Consider the following 19,441-nt stretch of genomic DNA (forward strand, 5'->3'; position numbering starts at 1 on the left):
ACTTTTTTGGATAGTTTTGACATTAGCTTTCATATAAAAATTGACTTTTTATGGTCAACCTATATCAGGGACGTACAGAAGATAGTCATAAATAAGAAAAACCATTCCTTTTGTAGGGAGTGGTTTTTTTTGTGTTGATGAGGTGGTGGTGTGGTGTAGTGTGGTGTGTTGGTGTGGTGAGGGGGTGAGGGGCTGGTGAGAATTCATTTAGAATTTGCACAAAAAAACAAAAAAGCAAAAAAACAAAAAAACAAAAAAGCAAAAATCAACCGCTAGCTGCTAACCAATCTTGGATAACTTTTTCGTTTTTTGCACAATAAATTATAGGGATAGGCTGTTTAAAAAGGGTATAAATCGTTATATTTGACACTAAAATAAATAGAAAATCAATGCGTAGAATTAATAGGTTGGCTTGTATAGCTGCACTAGTGGGTAGTATGAGCCTTTATGCACAGCAAACGGCTGTATATACGGGTCCTTATGCAACGTTTAATCATGCAGTGGCGCTGTATAATGAACAAGAGTATTTAGCGGCCCAACTATTGTTTGATAAAATAAAAAAAGAAAATAGTTCAGAGAACAGAGAAATAGAAGCGGATTGTGCATATTATATCGCCAATTGTGCAATTCGATTGGATCAAAGTGGAGCGGAAAACAAAATTGATGATTTTGTAGCCAATTATCCAACGAGCTCGAAGCAGAATATTGCATATATAGAAGCAACGGATTATTATTTCACTAGAGGTCAATTTGCAAAAGCAGCACATTATGCTGCAAAAGTGAAGGATCACGTCATTGAAACAGAAAAAGTAGCTGATCGATTCTTTTTTGAAAAAGGATATAGTTCGTTCTATATGAAAAATAGAAAAGAGGCAAAAAAATACTTAGAAAAAGTAAGTCAAAAAGGAGAATGGGGGGAACAGGCAACCTATTATTTAGGGTATATTGCTTATGATACAGACAATTTTGACGATGCTAAAAAACTGTTTGAAAAGGTGGAAAGCAAGGAAAAGTACAAAGAGAAAATGGGGTACTTCCAAGCGGATATGAATTTCAAAACAGGAAACTTCGAACAGGCGATTGCAGATGGTTTATCGCAAATCAATAAATCGAATCCTCAAGAAAAATCAGAGCTTGCAAAAATCATAGGGGAAAGTTATTTCAACCTCAAGCAATATGATAAGGCTCTTCCTTATCTTTTAGAGTATAAAGGAAAAAATGGCAAGTGGAACAATACGGATTACTATCAATTAGGTTATGCGTATTACAAGTCAAAAGACTATGAGAAAGCCATTGAACAATTCAATAAAATTATTGATGGAGATAACGCTATTGCGCAAAATGCATATTATCATTTAGGAGAGAGTTATTTGCATACCCATAAAAAAACACAAGCGTTGAATGCATTTAAAAATGCATCAGAGATGCGTTTTGATGCGAGTATTCAAGAAGATGCTTTTTTGAATTATGGGAAATTGAGTTATGATATCGGAAATGCTTACCAAAGTGCGCCAAAAGTAATTAGCGGATTCATGGAAAAATACCCGAGTTCTCCGTATAGAGAGGAAATGGAGGGATTGTTGATTGACTCTTATATTACTTCTAAAAACTTTACTGAAGCTTTAGCTCTTTTAGAGAAAAACAAAACGACTGCAAATAAAGAGGCTTATCAAAAAGTGACTTTTTATCGCGGTTTGGAGTTGTTTGCTGAAGGGAAGTATAACGAGGCTTTGTCGATGTTTACTAAATCGTTAGTAGAACGTCAAGATGGGGTATTTACGGCTCGTGCATATTACTGGCAAGCGGAATCAAATTATGCGTTGAATAATTTTTCTGAGGCAATTTCTTCCTATGTAAGTTTTTTAGGTAGCCCACAGGCTAAGAACACCAATGAGTATAAAAATGTAAACTACGGATTAGGTTATACGTATTTTAAGCAGAAAGATTACGGTAATGCGGCGAAGCAATTTCAGAGTTTTATCGCAACAGCACCCAAAGATGAAGCAAGGCGTATTGACGCTTACCTTCGATTGGGGGATAGTCAATTTGTAGAAGGGGGGTATTGGCCAGCAATGGAGGCTTATAATAAAGTAATTGACGCCAATAAAGTAGATGTAGAGTATGCGCGTTTTCAAAAAGCATTAGCTTATGGATTTGTCGATCGACTACAGAAAAAAGCAGACGATTTAATTGCCTTTACCAAAGATTATCCTAAATCAAGCTTAGCAGATAATGCGTTGTATGAATTGGGGATGACCTATGTTGTGATGCAACAGCCGCAAAAGGCTACGCCTATTTTTGATCAATTACTGAAAAATTATCCGAAGAGCTCTTATGCTTCTAAGGCTTTATTGCGTCAGGGATTAATTCAGTATAACGCCAATAGAGCAGATGATGCTTTGGTGAAATTTAAAGAAGTAGTAGCGAAGTATCCTAGCAGTGCAGAAGCCATCGAAGCGGTTCAAAATGCTAGATTAGTTTATGTAGATCAAGGAAAGGTGGATGAATATGGTGCTTGGGTAAAAGGACTGTCATTTGTTAGTGTGAGTGATTTAGAATTGGATAAGGATACCTATGAGTCTGCAGAAAAGCAGTATATGCAAAACAATACACAAGCGGCAATTACCGGTTTCGAGAAATATTTGGCTGCATATCCAAAAGGACTAAAGGCTTTGCATGCTCATTTCTATTTGGGGCAAATGTATTTTGCTTCCAACAATCTGAAGAAAGCACAACCTCATTATTTAGCTGTTGTTGAAGGAAACAAAAATGAATATGTAGAGGTAAGTTTATCGCGTTTATCAGAAATCTACTTGAAAGACAAAGATACTGATCAGGCGTTATTGATGTTGAGTCGATTGGAAAATGAGGCTGCACAAGAACAAAATAAAGTGTTTGCGAAATCGAATTTAATGAAGTTGTATTATCAAGAAGAAGATTATACGAATGCTTTAAATTACGCTGAACAAGTGTTGAAATTAGCGAAAATTGACGATAAGGTTAAAAGTGATGCGCAGATTATTATTGCGAGAACCGCTTTTGCAAATAAACAATATGACAAAGCGAAAAAAGGGTATGCAGATGTAGCAAAAATTGCCAAAGGAGAATTGGCTGCTGAAGCTTTGTACTACGATGCATTCTTTAAGCGCATGGACAATAAGTTTGACGCTTCTAATGAAAGTGTTCAGAAATTGGCAAAAGACTATTCAACCTATAAGTATTATGGAGCAAAAGGATTGGTGATAATGGCTAAAAATTTCTATAGTTTAAAAGATGCATACCAAGCAACGTACATCTTGGATAGCGTTATTAAGAATTTTGGAGAATTTGCGGATGTTGTTGCGGAAGCACAGCAAGAATTGAACACCATTAAGAGCCAAGAGGCGAAAAGCAATTCATCTGTTGTACAGTAAGGTTTAATCGAATTAGAAAGTAATTATGAAGCAGATAAAAATATTAACCTTTGTATCAAGTGTTTTGTTCGTTGGTACAGCGGTTGCTCAAGATAAAAATAAAAGTGATTTAGGAACAGAGGTTGTTGATGTGGTAAGACGTTATGACGCTACTGTTTCGGAAGCATTTAAAGTAAGAGAAGTTCCTAATTTAGACGAAGATGTTAAGAGTAAAAAGAAAGAAGTGATTTATACCATTACTTCTTTTCCCGTAGCATCTACCTTCGTGCCCACGAAAGGAGAGGCTGCAAAAGTGGAGGCAAAGCGCAATTTAGAGCGTTTTGACAATTATGCATTATTCGCTATCGGTAATTATACGAATATTAATGGAGAGTTATTTTTGAGTAGTCAAATTGATCCAGATAGTTATATAGCGGGATTTGTGAATCACTTCTCTTCTCAAGGGGGAATTAAGAACTTGCTTTTAGATGATGATTTTTCTAAGACAAAAGCGGGAATTAATTTTTCAGGTCAGAAAAAGAAAATTGGATGGAATACAGAAGTAGGAGGATCTTACCAAACCTTGAATTGGTATGGTTTACCTCAGGAGGAAATGGGAGATTCGATTCCGCAGAGTACAGTGGTGAGTATTAATCCAAAACAAAAATATAAATCGTTCTATTTTGATGGATCAGTATCTTTTGAAGATTTGCCAATCAAAGGGATTGATGTGTATTACAATAATTTTAGTGACGATTTTGATCGTGCCGAAAATCACTTTGTATTTAAGCCAAGAGTAGAAACGGCTATTGATGAAAATATCATAGGGAAGTTGAATGTAGTTGTGGATTATGTGAGTTCGGATTATAAAAAACAAAATTTCTTTGATGCAGATGGAACGGTCAATTTTGCAAACAACAGTATTCAAACTGTTAAGTTGAAAGATCAGCATTTTACATTTGGAGCAGAGCCTAGTGTTGTTTTTAAAGGAGATGATTACTTCGTGCAATTAGGGGTAGGTTTGTATTACAACAATGGAAAAGTAGGAGGGAACTCAGATAATGTATTTAAATTCTATCCACAAGTTAAGGCGTCTTATAACTTAGTGCCGAATATTGTAATTGCTTATGCTGGAATTGATGGGAATTTAACGCAAAATACATTCAAAGATTTTGTAGATCAAAATCCATTTGTTTCACCAGAAGCGGGATTGTTGCCAACAGATAAAACCTATGATTTTTATGCAGGGATGAAAGGAAAGTTAGATCATACCGTTTCTTATAATGTAAAGGCATCTTACCGCAAGGAAAATGACAAAGCATTATTTATTTCTACTCCGTATTCTTCTAATGTCAATCGAATGAATTATTTGTACGGGAATGCTATGGATGTAGTTTATGCTGAAGTAGAAACGTTTAACCTTTTTGGAGAGTTGCGTTTTGATTTGGATAATACTGTGATTATGGGCATTAGAGGAGAGTACAATCACTACAAATCAAATGCGGGAGAAGCGTGGGGATTACCTGATTTTAAAGTAGGAGCCGATGTGTTGATTAATTTTACGGATCAATGGTTTGCTGGTGTTGATTTACAATATGTAGGAGAGCGAAAAGATTGGTTCGTTGATCAAGGGTATGGAACCGATGCTGCTGTTATGCCAAAAAGCATGGAGAGAAAAGTGGATGGATATGCGGATTTAAGTTTAAAGGTAGGGTATCGACCTACGAAAAACTGGACCGTATTCTTAAAGGGAAATAATCTATTGAATGAAAACTATAATCAATGGGGAAGTTTCAAGTCACAAGGGATACAAGTGATGGGAGGAGCTATTTATAAATTCGACTTTTGAGAACAATTACGATTTAAATATTGTTAAAAATCATATTTTTTTAGTTTAAAACCGTTTTATTCTCATTTTTTAATTTTTTTTAATACTTTATTGAAGTACTTTTGTCGCTCAAACAGCAATACAGAACCTATCAGGTATTTAAGAAATTAGAAATGACACTAAAACAAGAATTAAAAGCTACATTTATACAGCGATTAGATGATAAGATTGATGCCCTTCGAGGCATTGTCGAGGATTTAGCGGTGGATGCTCAAACAGATGCGAAAAGCTCTGCGGGAGATAAACACGAAACGGCTTTATCCATGATGCATCTAGAGCAAGAAAATATAGCGAAAAAAATCAGAGAAAGCCTCGATTTACGAGAGGTTGTCAAACGCATAGATGAGAATAAAAACTCAGATGTCGTGGAGTTTGGAAGCATTGTAAAAGTCAATACAGTTTATCTATTTTTGGCTGCTGCCTTGCCGAAAGTAACCGTAGACGAAGTATCGGTTTTAGGTGTTTCTATGGATGCACCCATTGCAAAGGCGCTTTTGGGACGTAAATTACATGATTCGTTTTCATTTAATAATTGTGATTTTACGGTTAACTTTTTAGAATAAAAAAATAAAACAATAACAACATAGGTGTAAGCGAGAGTTTACACCTTTTTTTGTTGGGATAAGGGGTGAAAATTAAGTTAAACTTTATTGTGAAAAGATGGAATATTATTGTAATTTGAGACCTTCTGTTTTTTGTTGGAAATGTTTAGATTAAAGATGAAAAACCTTGAGATAAGAAGTAGAGAAGTTGATAAATTGTTATAAAAAAGCTATATTTGTACGTTACTTATTTTAGAAAATTATTATGAGCCAAGAAGTAAATAAGGGAAATTATTCAGCCGATAGTATTCAGGCACTAGAAGGAATGGAGCACGTAAGAATGCGTCCTTCCATGTATATTGGAGATGTAGGAGTGCGCGGATTACACCACCTTGTATATGAAGTAGTAGATAACTCTATTGATGAGGCATTAGCAGGTCACTGTGATACCATTAATGTAATTATTAACGAGGATAATTCCATCTCTGTTGAAGATAACGGTCGTGGTATTCCTGTTGATATACACAAAAAAGAAGGTGTATCCGCTTTAGAGGTAGTAATGACCAAAATTGGTGCAGGAGGTAAGTTTGATAAAGACTCATACAAAGTATCAGGAGGTTTACACGGGGTAGGAGTATCGTGTGTGAATGCTTTATCTGATTTATTGAGAGCTACGGTTTACCGCGATGGAAAAATCTACGAACAAGAGTATTCAAAAGGTAAAGCTTTATTTCCAGTAAAAGTAGTTGGTGAAACGGATAAGAGAGGGACAACAGTTATGTTTAAACCCGATCCAACCATCTTTACACAAACCTTAGAATATTCATACGATACTTTAGCTTCTCGTTTACGTGAACTAGCGTTCTTAAACAAAGGATTGACAATCACGTTGACAGATGCACGTGAGGTAAATGAAAAAGGTGAAGTTAAAAATGAAGTCTTCTTTTCTAAAGAAGGATTAAAAGAATTTATTAAATTCTTAGATGGTAATCGCACGCCAATTATCAACGAAGTAATCTGGATGGAATCAGATAAAGGAGATGTGCCCGTTGAGGTTGCGTTAGTCTATAATGATACCTATTCAGAGAATATCTATTCTTATGTAAATAACATTAATACACACGAAGGAGGAACGCATTTACAAGGTTTCCGTATGGGATTAACACGTACGTTGAAAAAATATGCTGATGCTTCGGGGTTGTTAGATAAATTGAAATTTGAAATTAGTGGGGATGATTTCCGCGAGGGGTTAACAGCTATTATTTCTGTTAAAGTAATGGAACCACAGTTCGAAGGTCAAACAAAGACGAAATTGGGGAATAGAGAAGTTGTTTCTCCTGTAAGTCAGGCAGTAGCAGAAATGTTGGAGAATTACTTAGAAGAGAATCCAAACGACGCTAAAATTATCGTTCAAAAAGTAATTTTGGCTGCACAAGCTAGACATGCTGCGAAAAAAGCACGCGAAATGGTTCAGCGTAAAACCGTAATGACAGGAGGAGGTCTTCCTGGGAAATTATCGGATTGTTCGGAACAAGATCCAACGAAATGTGAGGTATTCCTTGTCGAGGGTGACTCGGCGGGTGGAACTGCCAAACAAGGACGCGACCGTAATTTCCAAGCGATTTTACCGTTGCGTGGTAAGATTTTGAACGTGGAAAAAGCCATGGGACACAAAGTGTTCGAAAGTGAAGAGATTAAAAATATCTTTACTGCTTTGGGTGTTACGATTGGAACAGAAGAAGATAGTAAAGCTCTGAATCTTGAAAAATTGCGTTACCATAAAGTAGTAATCATGTGTGATGCCGACGTGGACGGTAGCCACATTGCAACGCTTATTTTGACATTCTTCTTCCGCTATATGAGAGGATTGATTGAAAATGGACACGTATTTATCGCAACTCCACCTTTGTATATGGTGAAGAAAGGACAACGCAAAGTTTATGCGTGGAGCGATGAAGAACGCATCGATTTAATGGAAGAAATGGGTAATGGATCAAGTGTACAACGATACAAAGGTCTTGGAGAGATGAATGCAGAACAATTGTGGGAGACTACAATGAATCCAGAGCACCGTATTTTAAGACAAGTTAGAATTGACGATTTAAAAGAAGCCGATTTAGTTTTCTCAATGTTGATGGGGGATGAAGTTCCACCACGTAGAGATTTTATTGAGAAAAATGCAACGTACGCGAAAATCGATGCTTAATTAAAAATATCTAAAATAAAAGGTCAAGCATATTGCATTGACCTTTTTTTGTTTAACGAAAACTTTAAAGCCATTTAATTATGAAAGTATCTGTAATTGGAGCAGGTAACGTTGGTGCTACATGCGCTGAAGTTATCGCATTTAGGCAAATAGCAAGCGAGGTAGTCCTTGTGGATATTGCCGAAGGATTAGCTGAAGGTAAAGCGATGGATATCATGCAATGCGCTGCTAACTCAGGTTTTGACACCGTTGTCAAAGGGGTAACTAAACAATATGCCCGTACAGTAAACAGTGATGTTGTTGTGATTACTTCCGGAATTCCTAGAAAACCAGGAATGACACGTGAAGAATTAATTGGAACAAATACTGCTATTGTAAAAAGTGTGATGGAGAATGCATTGACAGTTTCTCCCAATGCTATTTTTGTTATTGTGACTAATCCAATGGATACAATGGCTTTAGCTGCTTTGAAAATATCGGGTTTGCCTAAGAATAGAATTATCGGAATGGGAGGGGCATTAGACTCTGCGCGTTTCAAGTATTTTCTAAGTCAAAAATTAGATAAACCAGTAGCGGATATCGAAGGAATGGTTATTGGAGGTCATGGTGATACAACGATGATTCCGCTTATCCGTTTAGCAACGTATAAGGGAATTCCAGTTACTCAATTATTATCAGAGGCAGATCAGCAAGAAGTAGTGAAACAAACGATGGTTGGTGGAGCTACCTTGACTAAACTATTGGGGACTTCCGCTTGGTATGCACCAGGTGCAGCAGTAGCACAATTGGTGGATAGTATCTTGCACGATAGAAAAAAATTAATACCTTGTTCAACTTTATTGGAAGGAGAATATGGGGAACAAAATATTTTTATTGGTGTTCCTTGTATTATCGGAAGAAACGGCATCGAGAAAATCGTAGATGTGGCTTTAAATAAAGAAGAAAAAGAAGAATTTAGTAAGAGTGCGGAAGCTATTAAAGAGGTAAATAAAGAACTTCATAACATACTTTCATAAAATAATTATAACAGCTCGAGCAAATAGAAGTGAAATTCCTTGTTTTTTTAGCGATAAACTTGCCAAAAGAATTGGTTAATCTAGCATCATATTTTATATTTGCTCGTTTTAAAAAAATAATTAATTAATTTTTAGTAATAATGCAAAACAAGGGACTTGTTAAATTTTTTGCAATAATTTTTGCTCTGGTAAGTATTTATCAGTTGTCTTTCACCTTTGTTACAGGCCATTATGAGGACAAAGCGAAAGCTTTTGCTAACGGGGATTCTGAGAAAGAATTACACTATTTAGACTCTATTGGTAACCAAACAGTTTTTTTAGGACAGACATTTAATGAAGTAAGAGCTAAACAAATCAACAAAGGATTAGATTTAGAGGGAGGTATTAACGTTACGTTACAAATCTCAATCAAAGATATCCTTAAAGGATTAGCGAATAATTCGAAAAATGCTGTTTTTAATAAAGCATTGGCAGAGGCTGAGACAATGAGACAAGGTAATCAAAGTTACCTTGATGCGTTTTATGCTGCTTTTGAAAAAGAATCAAAAGGAAGTGTAAAATTAGCTTCTGGAGATATTTTTGCAAACAGAAATTTAAGTGAGATTACAGTAGGAATGTCAGATAACCAAGTAAAGGCTATCTTAGACAGAAAAGTAAAAGAATCTATTGAGAGTGCGTATCGCGTATTCAGAGAGCGTATTGACAAATTTGGTGTTTCACAACCCAATATTCAAATGCTTGGTGATACTGGACGTATTTTAGTTGAATTGCCAGGTGCAAAAGATGTAGATCGTATCAAGAATCTTTTACAGAGTACTGCTCAATTAGAGTTCTGGGAAACGTATAAGGTTGAGGAAATTGGAAACTACTTAGCTTCTGCTAATGAGTATTTAAAGTCAACTGAAAAAGCGGCTAAACCTGAAACAAAAACAACAGAACAAGTTCAAGATTCAACAAAAACAGATGTTGATGCATTATTAGGTGGAATCAAAGCTGATTCGACTGAAACGGATCAATTGCAAGAATTGGGTCCTTTATTCAGCTTATTCGTTGGAGGTGGACAACAAGGAAGCCCAATTTTAGGCTATGTTCAAACAAAAGATACAGTAAAGGTAAATGGTTTATTAAAACGTCAAGACGTTAGAAACTTGTTGCCAGCTGATCAAAAATACGCTCGTTTTGTTTGGGGTAAACCAAGTAAAAAAGCACCAGATATCGTTGAGTTATATGCATTAAAAACAAACCGTGAAGGAGTTCCTCCTTTAAGCGGAAGTGTAGTAACAGGTGCACAAGACGAATATGATAACTTCGGTCGTCCAGTTGTTGGAATGACAATGAGTCCAAAAGGAGCTAAGATCTGGGAAGAATTAACTGGAAAAGCATATGCTGAACGCTCGAATATCGCTATCGTTTTAGATAACGTAGTTTATTCGGCTCCAGGGGTTACAAACGGAGCTATCTCTGGTGGTAGATCATCTATTTCAGGTGATTTTACTGTGGCTGATGCAAAAGACTTAGCAAATATCTTACGTGCTGGTAAATTACCTGCAGGTGCTGATATCGTACAATCTGAAATCGTAGGACCATCATTAGGACAACAAGCAATTGATGCAGGTATGTTATCTGCGATTGCTGGTTTAATCGTTGTTTGGTTATGGATGGCTTTCTACTACGGTAGAGCGGGTTGGTATGCAAATATTGCGTTATTAGCCAACTTATTATTCATGTTCGGTATCTTAGCTAGCTTAGGTGCTGTATTGACATTACCAGGTATTGCCGGTATCGTATTAACCATGGGTACTGCGGTAGATGCGAATATTATTATCTCTGAACGCGCGAAAGAATGTCTGCGAAAGGGTATGAATTTGGCGGATACAATTAAAGAATCTTACAGCTGGCATGGTGCAATGCGTCCAATCGTAGATGCAAACGTAACGCACATCCTTACTGGGGTTATTTTATTCGCTTTCGGATCAGGACCTATCAAAGGATTCGCTACTACTTTATTAATTGGTATTGCTACTTCATTGTTTACTTCAATCTTCATCGCTCGTATCTTTATGGATAGAGACGTGAAAGCAGGAAGAACTTTAATGTTTGCAACGAATATCACGAAAAACTGGTTTACAAACTTCAATTTCGATTTCTTGAAAATGAAGAAAACAACGTATGGTATTTCTGCTTTAATCGTTGTAGTTTCTTTTGCTTCATTCTTTATCAATGGATTTGATGAAGGAACGGATTTCGTTGGAGGTAGAACATTCCAAGTGAAATTTGATAAAGCCGTTTCTGCTAATGAGGTAAGTGAAAAATTAGGAGAAGTATTCGGTGTAAACGTTGAAGCAAAAGTTTTTGGTAACAAAGAGCAATTGAAAATCACTACTAAATATAAAGTAGAAGAAGAAGGTGCTGCTGTTGACCAAGAAGTGAATGAGAAATTGTACAACGGATTAAAATCATACTACGCGAAAGATATTACGTACGAAGAATTCGTTAATGCTACGGAAGGTAAAGTTTATGGAGTTATTCAAGCTTCTAAAATCGGACCAAGTGTTGCAAAAGACGTAAAACAAAATGCTTATTGGGCTGTTTTAGGTTCAATGGCTGCTATCTTCGTTTACTTAGTAATTTCATTCCGTAAATGGCAATATTCTTTAGGAGCTATTGTATCAGTTGCGCACGACGTAATCTTTGTATTAGGAGTTTACTCTTTGACATACAAATTTATGCCATGGCACATGGAAATCGATCAACACTTTATCGCGGCTATCTTGACTGTAATTGGTTATTCGATGAACGATACTGTAATTGTATTTGACCGTGTGCGTGAGTTTATCGCTGGTAAAACAAAAGGTGATTTCAATAAGATTGTAAATGATTCAGTAAATACAACATTATCGAGAACAATTAATACATCATTGACGTTAATCTTTGTATTATTGATTATGTTCATCTTTGGTGGAGATTCTATCCGTGGATTTATTTTTGCTATGTTAATTGGTATTGTTGTTGGTACTTATTCATCTTTCTTCTTAGCTACGCCTGTATTAGTTGATACAATGCCTAGAAAAGATAAAGAAGAAATCGAAAGATTACACCAAGAAGCTCAAGAAGAATTAGCTGCAGAACAAGCATAATTTTTCAAGAACTGAAACAAAATAGGAAAGAGGAAGTAGTGGTAACTACTTCCTCTTTTTGTTTTAAATGAGGTTTTGTTTTTCTACTAAAAAAGTGTTTTTTAGATTTGTAGTAGAAGAAAATAAAAGATAGTCACAATGAAAAAAATAGGAATCGTTGTTTTTCTACTCTTTGGATTTTTTGGAGCAGGGATAGCTCAAAATCCAGTTACCTACAGAAATGGGATGGTGGTGTCCGCCCATCCAGAAAGTAGCCAAGTAGGAGTAGATATATTAAAAAAAGGGGGAAATGCAATTGACGCAGCCGTTGCTGTTGAATTAGCATTGGCTGTTGTTTATCCCAATGCAGGAAATATTGGAGGTGGTGGATTTATGATTTATCGCAGCGCAGATGGAAAAACAGATGCGTTGGATTATCGGGAAAAAGCTCCTTCACAAGCAAGAGAAAATATGTATTGGGCAGGAGACGGTACGCCTATTGCAGCGTTGAGTATGAAAGGAGGATTGGCAAGTGGCGTACCTGGAACTATTGCTGGAATGGTGAAAGCGCATGAGAAATACGGTTCATTGCCTTGGAGAGAGGTGGTTCAACCTGCTATAGATTTGGCAGAGAAAGGGTTTCGACTTACTGAAAAACAAGCCAAAGAATTTACTAAATATCACGATGTATTTGTACAGTATAGCACACAGCAAACAGCTTTGACGAGTCAAGTGACTTGGAATAAAGGAGATTTATTTGTTCAATCCGATTTAGCCCAAACGTTAAAGCGCATACAGCAAGAGGGAAGAAAAGGGTTTTATGAAGGTGAAGTAGCGAAGCTTATTGTAGAAGAAATGAAACGCGGTAACGGGATGATTACTTTGGCGGATTTAAAACAATATGAAGCCGTTTGGCGAACACCGATTGTTTCAGAATACAAGGGCTTGAAAGTTATTTCGATGCCTCCTCCAAGTAGTGGAGGTATTGCGTTAATCGCTCTTTTGCAGTCGGTAGAACGATTTCCATTAAAACAATGGGGGTTTCAATCTGAAAAGACAATCCAAGTGATGGTTGAGGCCGAAAGACGCGTTTATGCGGATCGAGCAAAACACTTAGGTGATCCCGATTTTTGGAAGGTTCCTCAAGAGGAATTAACAAATAAAGCCTATAATGTTGGGCGAATGTCCGATTTAAACTTTAAAGAGGCAACGCCGAGTAGTCAAATAAAAGCAGGTGTTTTTGAAGGCTATGAAAGCGAAGAAACGACGCATTATGCTATTGTGGATCAAAAGGGAAATGCCGTTTCGGCCACGACAACATTAAATGATTCTTATGGATCAAAAGTAATTGTTGGTGGAGCGGGGTTCTTATTAAACAATGAGATGGATGATTTTTCGGTTAAACCTGGGACACCTAATATGTATGGATTAGTTGGAGGAAAAGCCAATGCAATTGAAGGAAATAAACGAATGTTGAGTTCCATGACTCCAACGATTTTGGAAAAAAACGGCAAATTGTATATGGTGGTGGGAACGCCCGGAGGTTCAACGATTATTACTTCTGTATTTCAAACAATCTTAAATGTTGTAGAATTTGGAATGAATATGCAAGAAGCTGTCGCAGCTCCTCGTTTTCATCATCAATGGTTGCCAGATCAAATTGATTACGAGCCTAAGGCAATCGAGGTAAAAACAAGAAAAGCGCTGGAAGATAAAAAGTATGTGCTAAAAGAACGCAATCCATATGGGAAGGTGGAAGGAATTTTAGTTAATGATGATGGTAGTTATCAGGGAGGTGCAGATCCGAGAGGTGACGATATTGCCAAAGGATACTAAAAATGTATAGCAAATAAGGAGGTTAGAATTAGACGACGCTACTATTTACGTGGGATTGACCAAAAAAAATGTGTTAATTATTTTTATTTTTTGTATTTTTGATACACGAAAAAGAAAGTCGGTTAAATAAGGGGAAAGATTCTTCTTAACCTATGAATGGAATTATTATTAATAGTGTAAATCAAATTAGAATAACAACAATAAAACAGCTGAAATGAGTATTTTATTGTGTATTCTTTAAAGGTTATACCATAAATGAATCAATAAACAAAGTGCTAGAACATTCTTTACAACAAGCCATTAAAGTCTACTCAAATGCAAATGACGCATCTGTTTATGTAGCTGATAAAATTGCGCAATTAATTAAAGCAAAGCAAGAGAAGGGCGATCTTGCTATTTTGGGATTAGCAACAGGATCTACACCTAAGGGTGTGTATAGAGAATTGGTGCGCTTGCATCAAAGTGAAGGATTAAGTTTTCAGAATGTAGTAACTTTCAATTTGGATGAATATTATCCTATGCATCCAGTAGAAGAACAGAGTTATGTAACCTTCATGAAGCAAAATCTGTTTAATCATATTGATATTCCTACAAACCATATTCACATTCCAGACGGAACATTAGCTTTGGATGCTATACAAGCCTATTGTGATTTGTATGAAAAAAAGATTGCTGACTTTGGTGGATTAGATATGCAATTGTTGGGTATAGGACGCAGCGGACATATTGGATTTAATGAACCGGGATCTTTGCAAGGTTCCTTAACGCGTTTGGTGCAATTAGATGCAATAACCCGTGAAGATGCAGCTGATGACTTTGGAGGAATGGAAAAAGTTCCAACCCAAGCCATTACAATGGGAATTCAAACGATTGTTCAAGCGAAGCAGATCTTTTTGCTAGCGTTGAGTGAACGCAAGGCAGAGATTATTCAAAAAGCATTAAAAGGAGAAATATCCTCAGCTATTCCTGCTACTTTTTTACAACAATTAGAACAAGTAGAGTATGTTTTAGATCATAAAGCTGCAGCATTGTTATAGTATACTGTATACAGGTTAAAGATATTGATAAGGTAAAAGAAGCCCAAATATAGGACCCTCTTTTACCTTATTTTTTTGGGGATTGGTAAATGAATCTTTTTTATCCTTGTCTATAGTTGTCCATGATGGAACGAAAAAGTTCAGCATTGGATGGGGGAGTTAATATTACTGCACTAATTTTCTTATCGACGATATTGTACAAGGAGTCAAAGGTTTTACCCCCTGTTGAAATAATAGGAAAATTGGGATAGTGACGTTGTATATGTTCAACAAGGGCAACTGTGTTTGGTCCTCCCGTAACATTAAAGCAAGACACTCCTGCTTGTATGCGTTGATCAAAATCAAAATTTAAAGTTGAAACACTAGAAATAATGGGGATAGATAGCTGTTGTTTCAAACGAGCAATATCTTCATTTTTGAAAGGTTGATTGACAATGACTGCTGCTGCACCATATTTTTGTGCTTGTATCGCGATTTCAATGGCGTAATCTCCTTGTGTCATTCCACCACCAATACCGCAAATAACAGGTCTATTGGAAAACGCAATGAGTGTTTTAATAATTTGAATAGATGGAGGAAAGGGATAAACGGCTAAAAGCGCATCCGCATCATTATTCTCAATCAGCGCTAAATCAGTAGAATAAAGGATGGTTTTAATCTTATTTCCTTTTAATTCTAATCCTTTGCAGGATTTTGTGATATGTTTAGGCGTTGGAATTTTCGCTTGATTCTTTGACTGCGATTTCCAAAATAAAAATAAGTTCCAAAAACGCCTTTTAGGTGTTTTGAAATTCCATATAGAGTTTAAATTTGCTGTAGTTGACATGGTTTGCGTGTTTAAGGATGTAACGCAAAGATTCAAAAATCAACAATTTTACAAGGTTTACTGTCGTCAATTAACGTAAAATTGTAATGAGACTCTATTTTTGTGTAATGTAATTTCCTCAAAAAGGAGAATATTTTCCCGTTGCAGATAAACCGTTTGGTTTACGGGATATCTTGAGGAATGGTCCATTGGGCCATATGCCAATTTACTTGATAAGGATAAGGCTCATAAAAAGCATCATCTTCGTTAATCGTATATCCTTGTTTCGCGTTGATTTGCGCTTCTAACATAATCGTTCTCGCCTTGTTTTTTTCGTTCTGAGCGAGAAAACACATACCTTTATAATATTGAGCATCAGAGAATTTAGAATATTCAGCAAGTGCTTTGTCTAAGTAATGATGCGCCTGATTATAGTCTCTCAATTCATAGTAAATAACTCCCATATAAAATAGGTCGAGGTAATGAAGCCAAGATTCACCCTGCTTTTGAATGGTGCGATTTAAGTCTTTTTCTAAGGTGATTTTAGCTTGTTCAAAGTTGTTGAGCTGTAAGTAACACAACGCAATATAAAAGGCATAGGAATGATCATTTTGGTAATCGTAACCATATTCTTTTTCTGCTATTTGCATATCTTCAATTGCAGCTTTATAATCGCGTTGAAAAATACACTTTAAATACCCTCTTCTTCCTAAATAGGCCTTTCTGTCATATCGTACGGCTTGATCATAACAAGCAACAGCAAGATCGTATTTTTTCATTTTCCAATAAGGTAAAGCTTTGTTTTGCCATAATACAGCAATTGTGGAATCCTGAGCAAGCGCTAAATCTATCTGGTCATTCCATCCTTGTTGGGTATAATGATAGTGATAAGCCCCTTGGGTAAGGTATTGGTCGATGATATCTTCTTGTTTGGACTGTCCCAAACTAGCTAAGGATCCCCATAGAAAAAACAGCAGTATACGTGTTCTCATTAGTTGATGTTAGTGAATCGTTTGATGTGACGTCTAATATAGTAAGAAAGAGAATGTAAATGTTAGCGAATTGATAGATTATACTTTTTTTTAATAGTAGAGTGTATCTTGTTTAGTTTTACTATTCCTTTTTTACATAAGAAACTGATTTTTACTGTATCTTGTTGAAAATATTCATTCGTATGAAAAAGAAAAAGATTTTTATTAGTTTACTTCTAGTAGGATTTATTTTCAGTTGTGCAACAAATAGAAAGATAGATGAATATGAGGAAATACCTGATTATATTAAGTATGAGTCATTACAATTAACCTATTTAAATAAGATAAAAAGAAATAAGTATTACTTGATTCAAACTATAAATAGTAAGAATGAAATTAGTTACATTATTTCTTATAATAGAAATAAAAACAGTTTTACAAACCCGAGGAATAGGCAAAAAATAATACTGCGTAAAGGAGAAACTTTTGATTTCATAACAACATCTGTATTTGAAAATGTAGTTCAAAATTTTAGTTATCTACGACATATTATTATTTTGAATGATACAATTTGGAGCAATGTCGCTAATGAAAATAGATTATTCCATACAAAACCAAAAATATATCACGGCATCAATACTGTTGGATTAACCATTTATCAATAAAGGTTATGCATAAATTAAAAGAATAAATTAATTAAAAATAAAAAACATGAGAATATTTAAGTTTCTGTTAATCAGATTTTTAATTTTGTTTTTTTCTTTCTGTATGGGGTGTCAACGCAGTGAAGGGACTTATGATTTGCAATTAGATCATATGATGTTGATGTATGGGAAGGATATAGAAAAAGACATAAAGTGGTTGAGCGAAAGTGTTGCACTTAAGAAAGATAGTTTTGAAAAACGCGAAATTGAGTTGAAATACGCTGCTGTAATTCGAGATATGGAATCCTATTTTTTTTATTTAGAACAGCTGGATTCTAGTAGTTTAGCTCAAGAAAAGAATCTTTTTTATACAGATAAGGATGAAATAACGCTAGAAGGTAAAGTTTTTATCCAAAAGAGTAAGCAATTAATGGAGCAATTAGATCAGCTCGTACATGAGCCATTTCTAAAAAAACGGATAGCTATATTGCTAGGAGTTTCAGATGTGAAAAATGAAGAGAATATTTATTTTAATTATATGGATTATTATTTTTTAGGACTTCCTCCAAAGACATTTAACTACCTCATTAAAATGCGCAAAAGAGATGTATTATTGATAGCACATGAACTAGTGAAATACTGACCAAAATTTACAGTTTATGACCTAATATCACTATACTATCATGATTGAATAATTTTACACTTTTACGATAAAGAACTCCTTGCATTATTTATCCTATGATAATTTTAATGTAGGATGCAGACTGTAATTTTGTGCTGTTATTTTAAACTTAAACGATTAAAAAACAATGACGACTACAAAACTATTATTATCCGAGATTTTTCCAACGAAGACTAGAATTCGACTAGTTGCTGTTTGGTTAATTGTGATTTTATTTCTGCTATTTGGCCAGAGTATCTTAGGGGATACGATTACGGGTACGATTGCGTTAGGAACATTTTTAGTTTTACTCTTCACGATTATTGGAGCGGCATTTGGCGTAGTGAAAGAAGCGGATGAGCTTGCCCATAAACTAGGAGAGCCCTACGGAACGTTGATTTTAACCTTGTCGATTGTATCCATTGAGGTGATTTTGATCGCAGCAGTGATGCTAGGGCCAGGGGAAAATCCAACTATTGGAAAAGACTCTATTTTCTCTGTAATGATGATTATCATGAACTTGGTTATTGGTTTGTGTATTCTATTAGGTGGCTTAAAGTTTGGTGAACAAGAATATAACGCTCAAGGAACCTTATCCTATATGGGGATGATTATTATGCTTGGTGGAATAGGGTTGTTATTGCCCAATTTCATCCAAGGAGCAGGTGGAGGTCAATTTACCACAATACAAGCCGTTGTATTAGCTGGTTTAGTGATTTTGCTCTATGGCTTTTTCTTGCTGTTGCAGATGAAGCGCTACAAGCATTTGTACATTCAGCCGAAGGCAGGGAATATGGAAATTTTATTTGTAGAACGTCATGAAGTAGGAGGACAAGAAGAGGAAGGTGTAACAGAATCAGTACCGGTAGATAAAAGGGAAATCTGGATACGTACCTTGATTTTACTAGGTATGATTTTACCCATTGTATTGCTTTCTCACAATATGGCTGTAGTAGTAGATTACGGAATTAAAGCGGCTAATTTACCTCCTTTATTGGGTGGAGTTTTGATTGCTATTATCGTATTTACACCTGAGTCGATGACGGCGGTTAAAGCAGCTTTAAACAATGAATTTCAACGTGCAATTAACTTGTGTCATGGTGCTTTTGTATCTACTGTGGGACTGACGATTCCAGCGGTTTTAATCGTGGGACTGATTACCGGGAAAACAGTTTTATTTGGTATGACACCTACAGAGACCATTCTCTTTGTCATTACTTTATTGTTGAGTTTGATGACTTTTATTGGCAAGCGAACAACGCCAATTATGGGAATGATGCACTTGGTACTCTTTGTAGTGTTTATGCTTTTAATTTTTAATCCTTAA

At 35.7% G+C, this 19,441-nt stretch carries 13 protein-coding genes; 11 read left to right on the plus strand and 2 right to left on the minus strand.

Features of this window, described 5'->3' with window-relative positions; all coding sequences use genetic code 11:
* Nucleotides 1-389 precede the first annotated feature (389 nt).
* The 8 genes from HX004_RS06830 to nagB all read left to right on the plus strand — a co-directional run bounded on the left by HX004_RS06830 (nt 390) and on the right by nagB (nt 15,033).
* Nucleotides 390-3,413 (plus strand): tetratricopeptide repeat protein, encoded by a 3,024-nt coding sequence (locus HX004_RS06830; RefSeq protein WP_286441597.1) that lies wholly within the window; start codon nt 390-392, stop codon nt 3,411-3,413.
* 25 nt (nt 3,414-3,438) lie between these two features.
* Nucleotides 3,439-5,241 (plus strand): TonB-dependent receptor, encoded by a 1,803-nt coding sequence (locus tag HX004_RS06835; RefSeq protein ID WP_286441598.1) that lies wholly within the window; start codon nt 3,439-3,441, stop codon nt 5,239-5,241.
* A 152-nt stretch (nt 5,242-5,393) separates the two neighbouring features.
* A complete protein-coding gene (locus HX004_RS06840) occupies nt 5,394-5,843 on the plus strand; it encodes a hypothetical protein (protein ID WP_286441599.1) in 450 nt (149 codons plus the stop codon).
* 244 nt (nt 5,844-6,087) lie between these two features.
* Nucleotides 6,088-8,028 (plus strand): DNA topoisomerase (ATP-hydrolyzing) subunit B, encoded by a 1,941-nt coding sequence (gene gyrB, locus HX004_RS06845; RefSeq protein ID WP_286441600.1) that lies wholly within the window; start codon nt 6,088-6,090, stop codon nt 8,026-8,028.
* 80 nt (nt 8,029-8,108) lie between these two features.
* A complete protein-coding gene (locus HX004_RS06850) occupies nt 8,109-9,044 on the plus strand; it encodes a malate dehydrogenase (protein ID WP_286441601.1) in 936 nt (311 codons plus the stop codon).
* A 140-nt stretch (nt 9,045-9,184) separates the two neighbouring features.
* A complete protein-coding gene (gene secDF, locus HX004_RS06855; protein ID WP_286441602.1) occupies nt 9,185-12,181 on the plus strand; it encodes a protein translocase subunit SecDF in 2,997 nt (998 codons plus the stop codon).
* A gap of 138 nt (nt 12,182-12,319) precedes the next feature.
* The gene (gene ggt, locus HX004_RS06860) at nt 12,320-13,996 is read left to right on the plus strand and encodes a gamma-glutamyltransferase (protein WP_286441603.1); all 1,677 of its coding nucleotides are present in this window, start codon (nt 12,320-12,322) and stop codon (nt 13,994-13,996) included.
* 272 nt (nt 13,997-14,268) lie between these two features.
* Entirely contained in the window at nt 14,269-15,033 is a 765-nt protein-coding gene (gene nagB, locus HX004_RS06865) for a glucosamine-6-phosphate deaminase (protein ID WP_286441605.1), read from the plus strand.
* Nucleotides 15,034-15,133: 100 nt separating this feature from the next.
* Here the strand turns inward: nagB and HX004_RS06870 are convergent, their stop codons facing one another.
* Complete coding sequence (locus HX004_RS06870; RefSeq protein WP_286441606.1) at nt 15,134-15,859, minus strand: hypothetical protein; 726 nt, start codon at nt 15,857-15,859, stop codon at nt 15,134-15,136.
* A 161-nt stretch (nt 15,860-16,020) separates the two neighbouring features.
* The gene (locus HX004_RS06875) at nt 16,021-16,830 is read right to left on the minus strand and encodes a tetratricopeptide repeat protein (RefSeq protein ID WP_286441607.1); all 810 of its coding nucleotides are present in this window, start codon (nt 16,828-16,830) and stop codon (nt 16,021-16,023) included.
* A 182-nt stretch (nt 16,831-17,012) separates the two neighbouring features.
* On the opposite strand from HX004_RS06875, the gene HX004_RS06880 reads away from it, so the two are divergent.
* The 3 genes from HX004_RS06880 (at nt 17,013) to HX004_RS06890 (ending at nt 19,441) form a co-directional block, all read left to right on the plus strand.
* On the plus strand, nt 17,013-17,474 hold the full coding sequence (locus HX004_RS06880) for a hypothetical protein (RefSeq protein ID WP_286441608.1): 462 nt from the start codon (nt 17,013-17,015) through the stop codon (nt 17,472-17,474).
* 46 nt (nt 17,475-17,520) lie between these two features.
* Nucleotides 17,521-18,096: a hypothetical protein gene (locus HX004_RS06885; RefSeq protein ID WP_286441610.1), complete on the plus strand. Its 576-nt coding sequence runs from the start codon at nt 17,521-17,523 to the stop codon at nt 18,094-18,096.
* Between the two features lie 166 nt (nt 18,097-18,262).
* Nucleotides 18,263-19,441, plus strand: coding sequence for a calcium:cation antiporter (locus HX004_RS06890; protein ID WP_286441611.1), 1,179 nt, complete (start codon nt 18,263-18,265; stop codon nt 19,439-19,441).

It is taken from the genome of Myroides sp. 1354, assembly GCF_030324495.1.
GTDB lineage: Bacteria > Bacteroidota > Bacteroidia > Flavobacteriales > Flavobacteriaceae > Flavobacterium.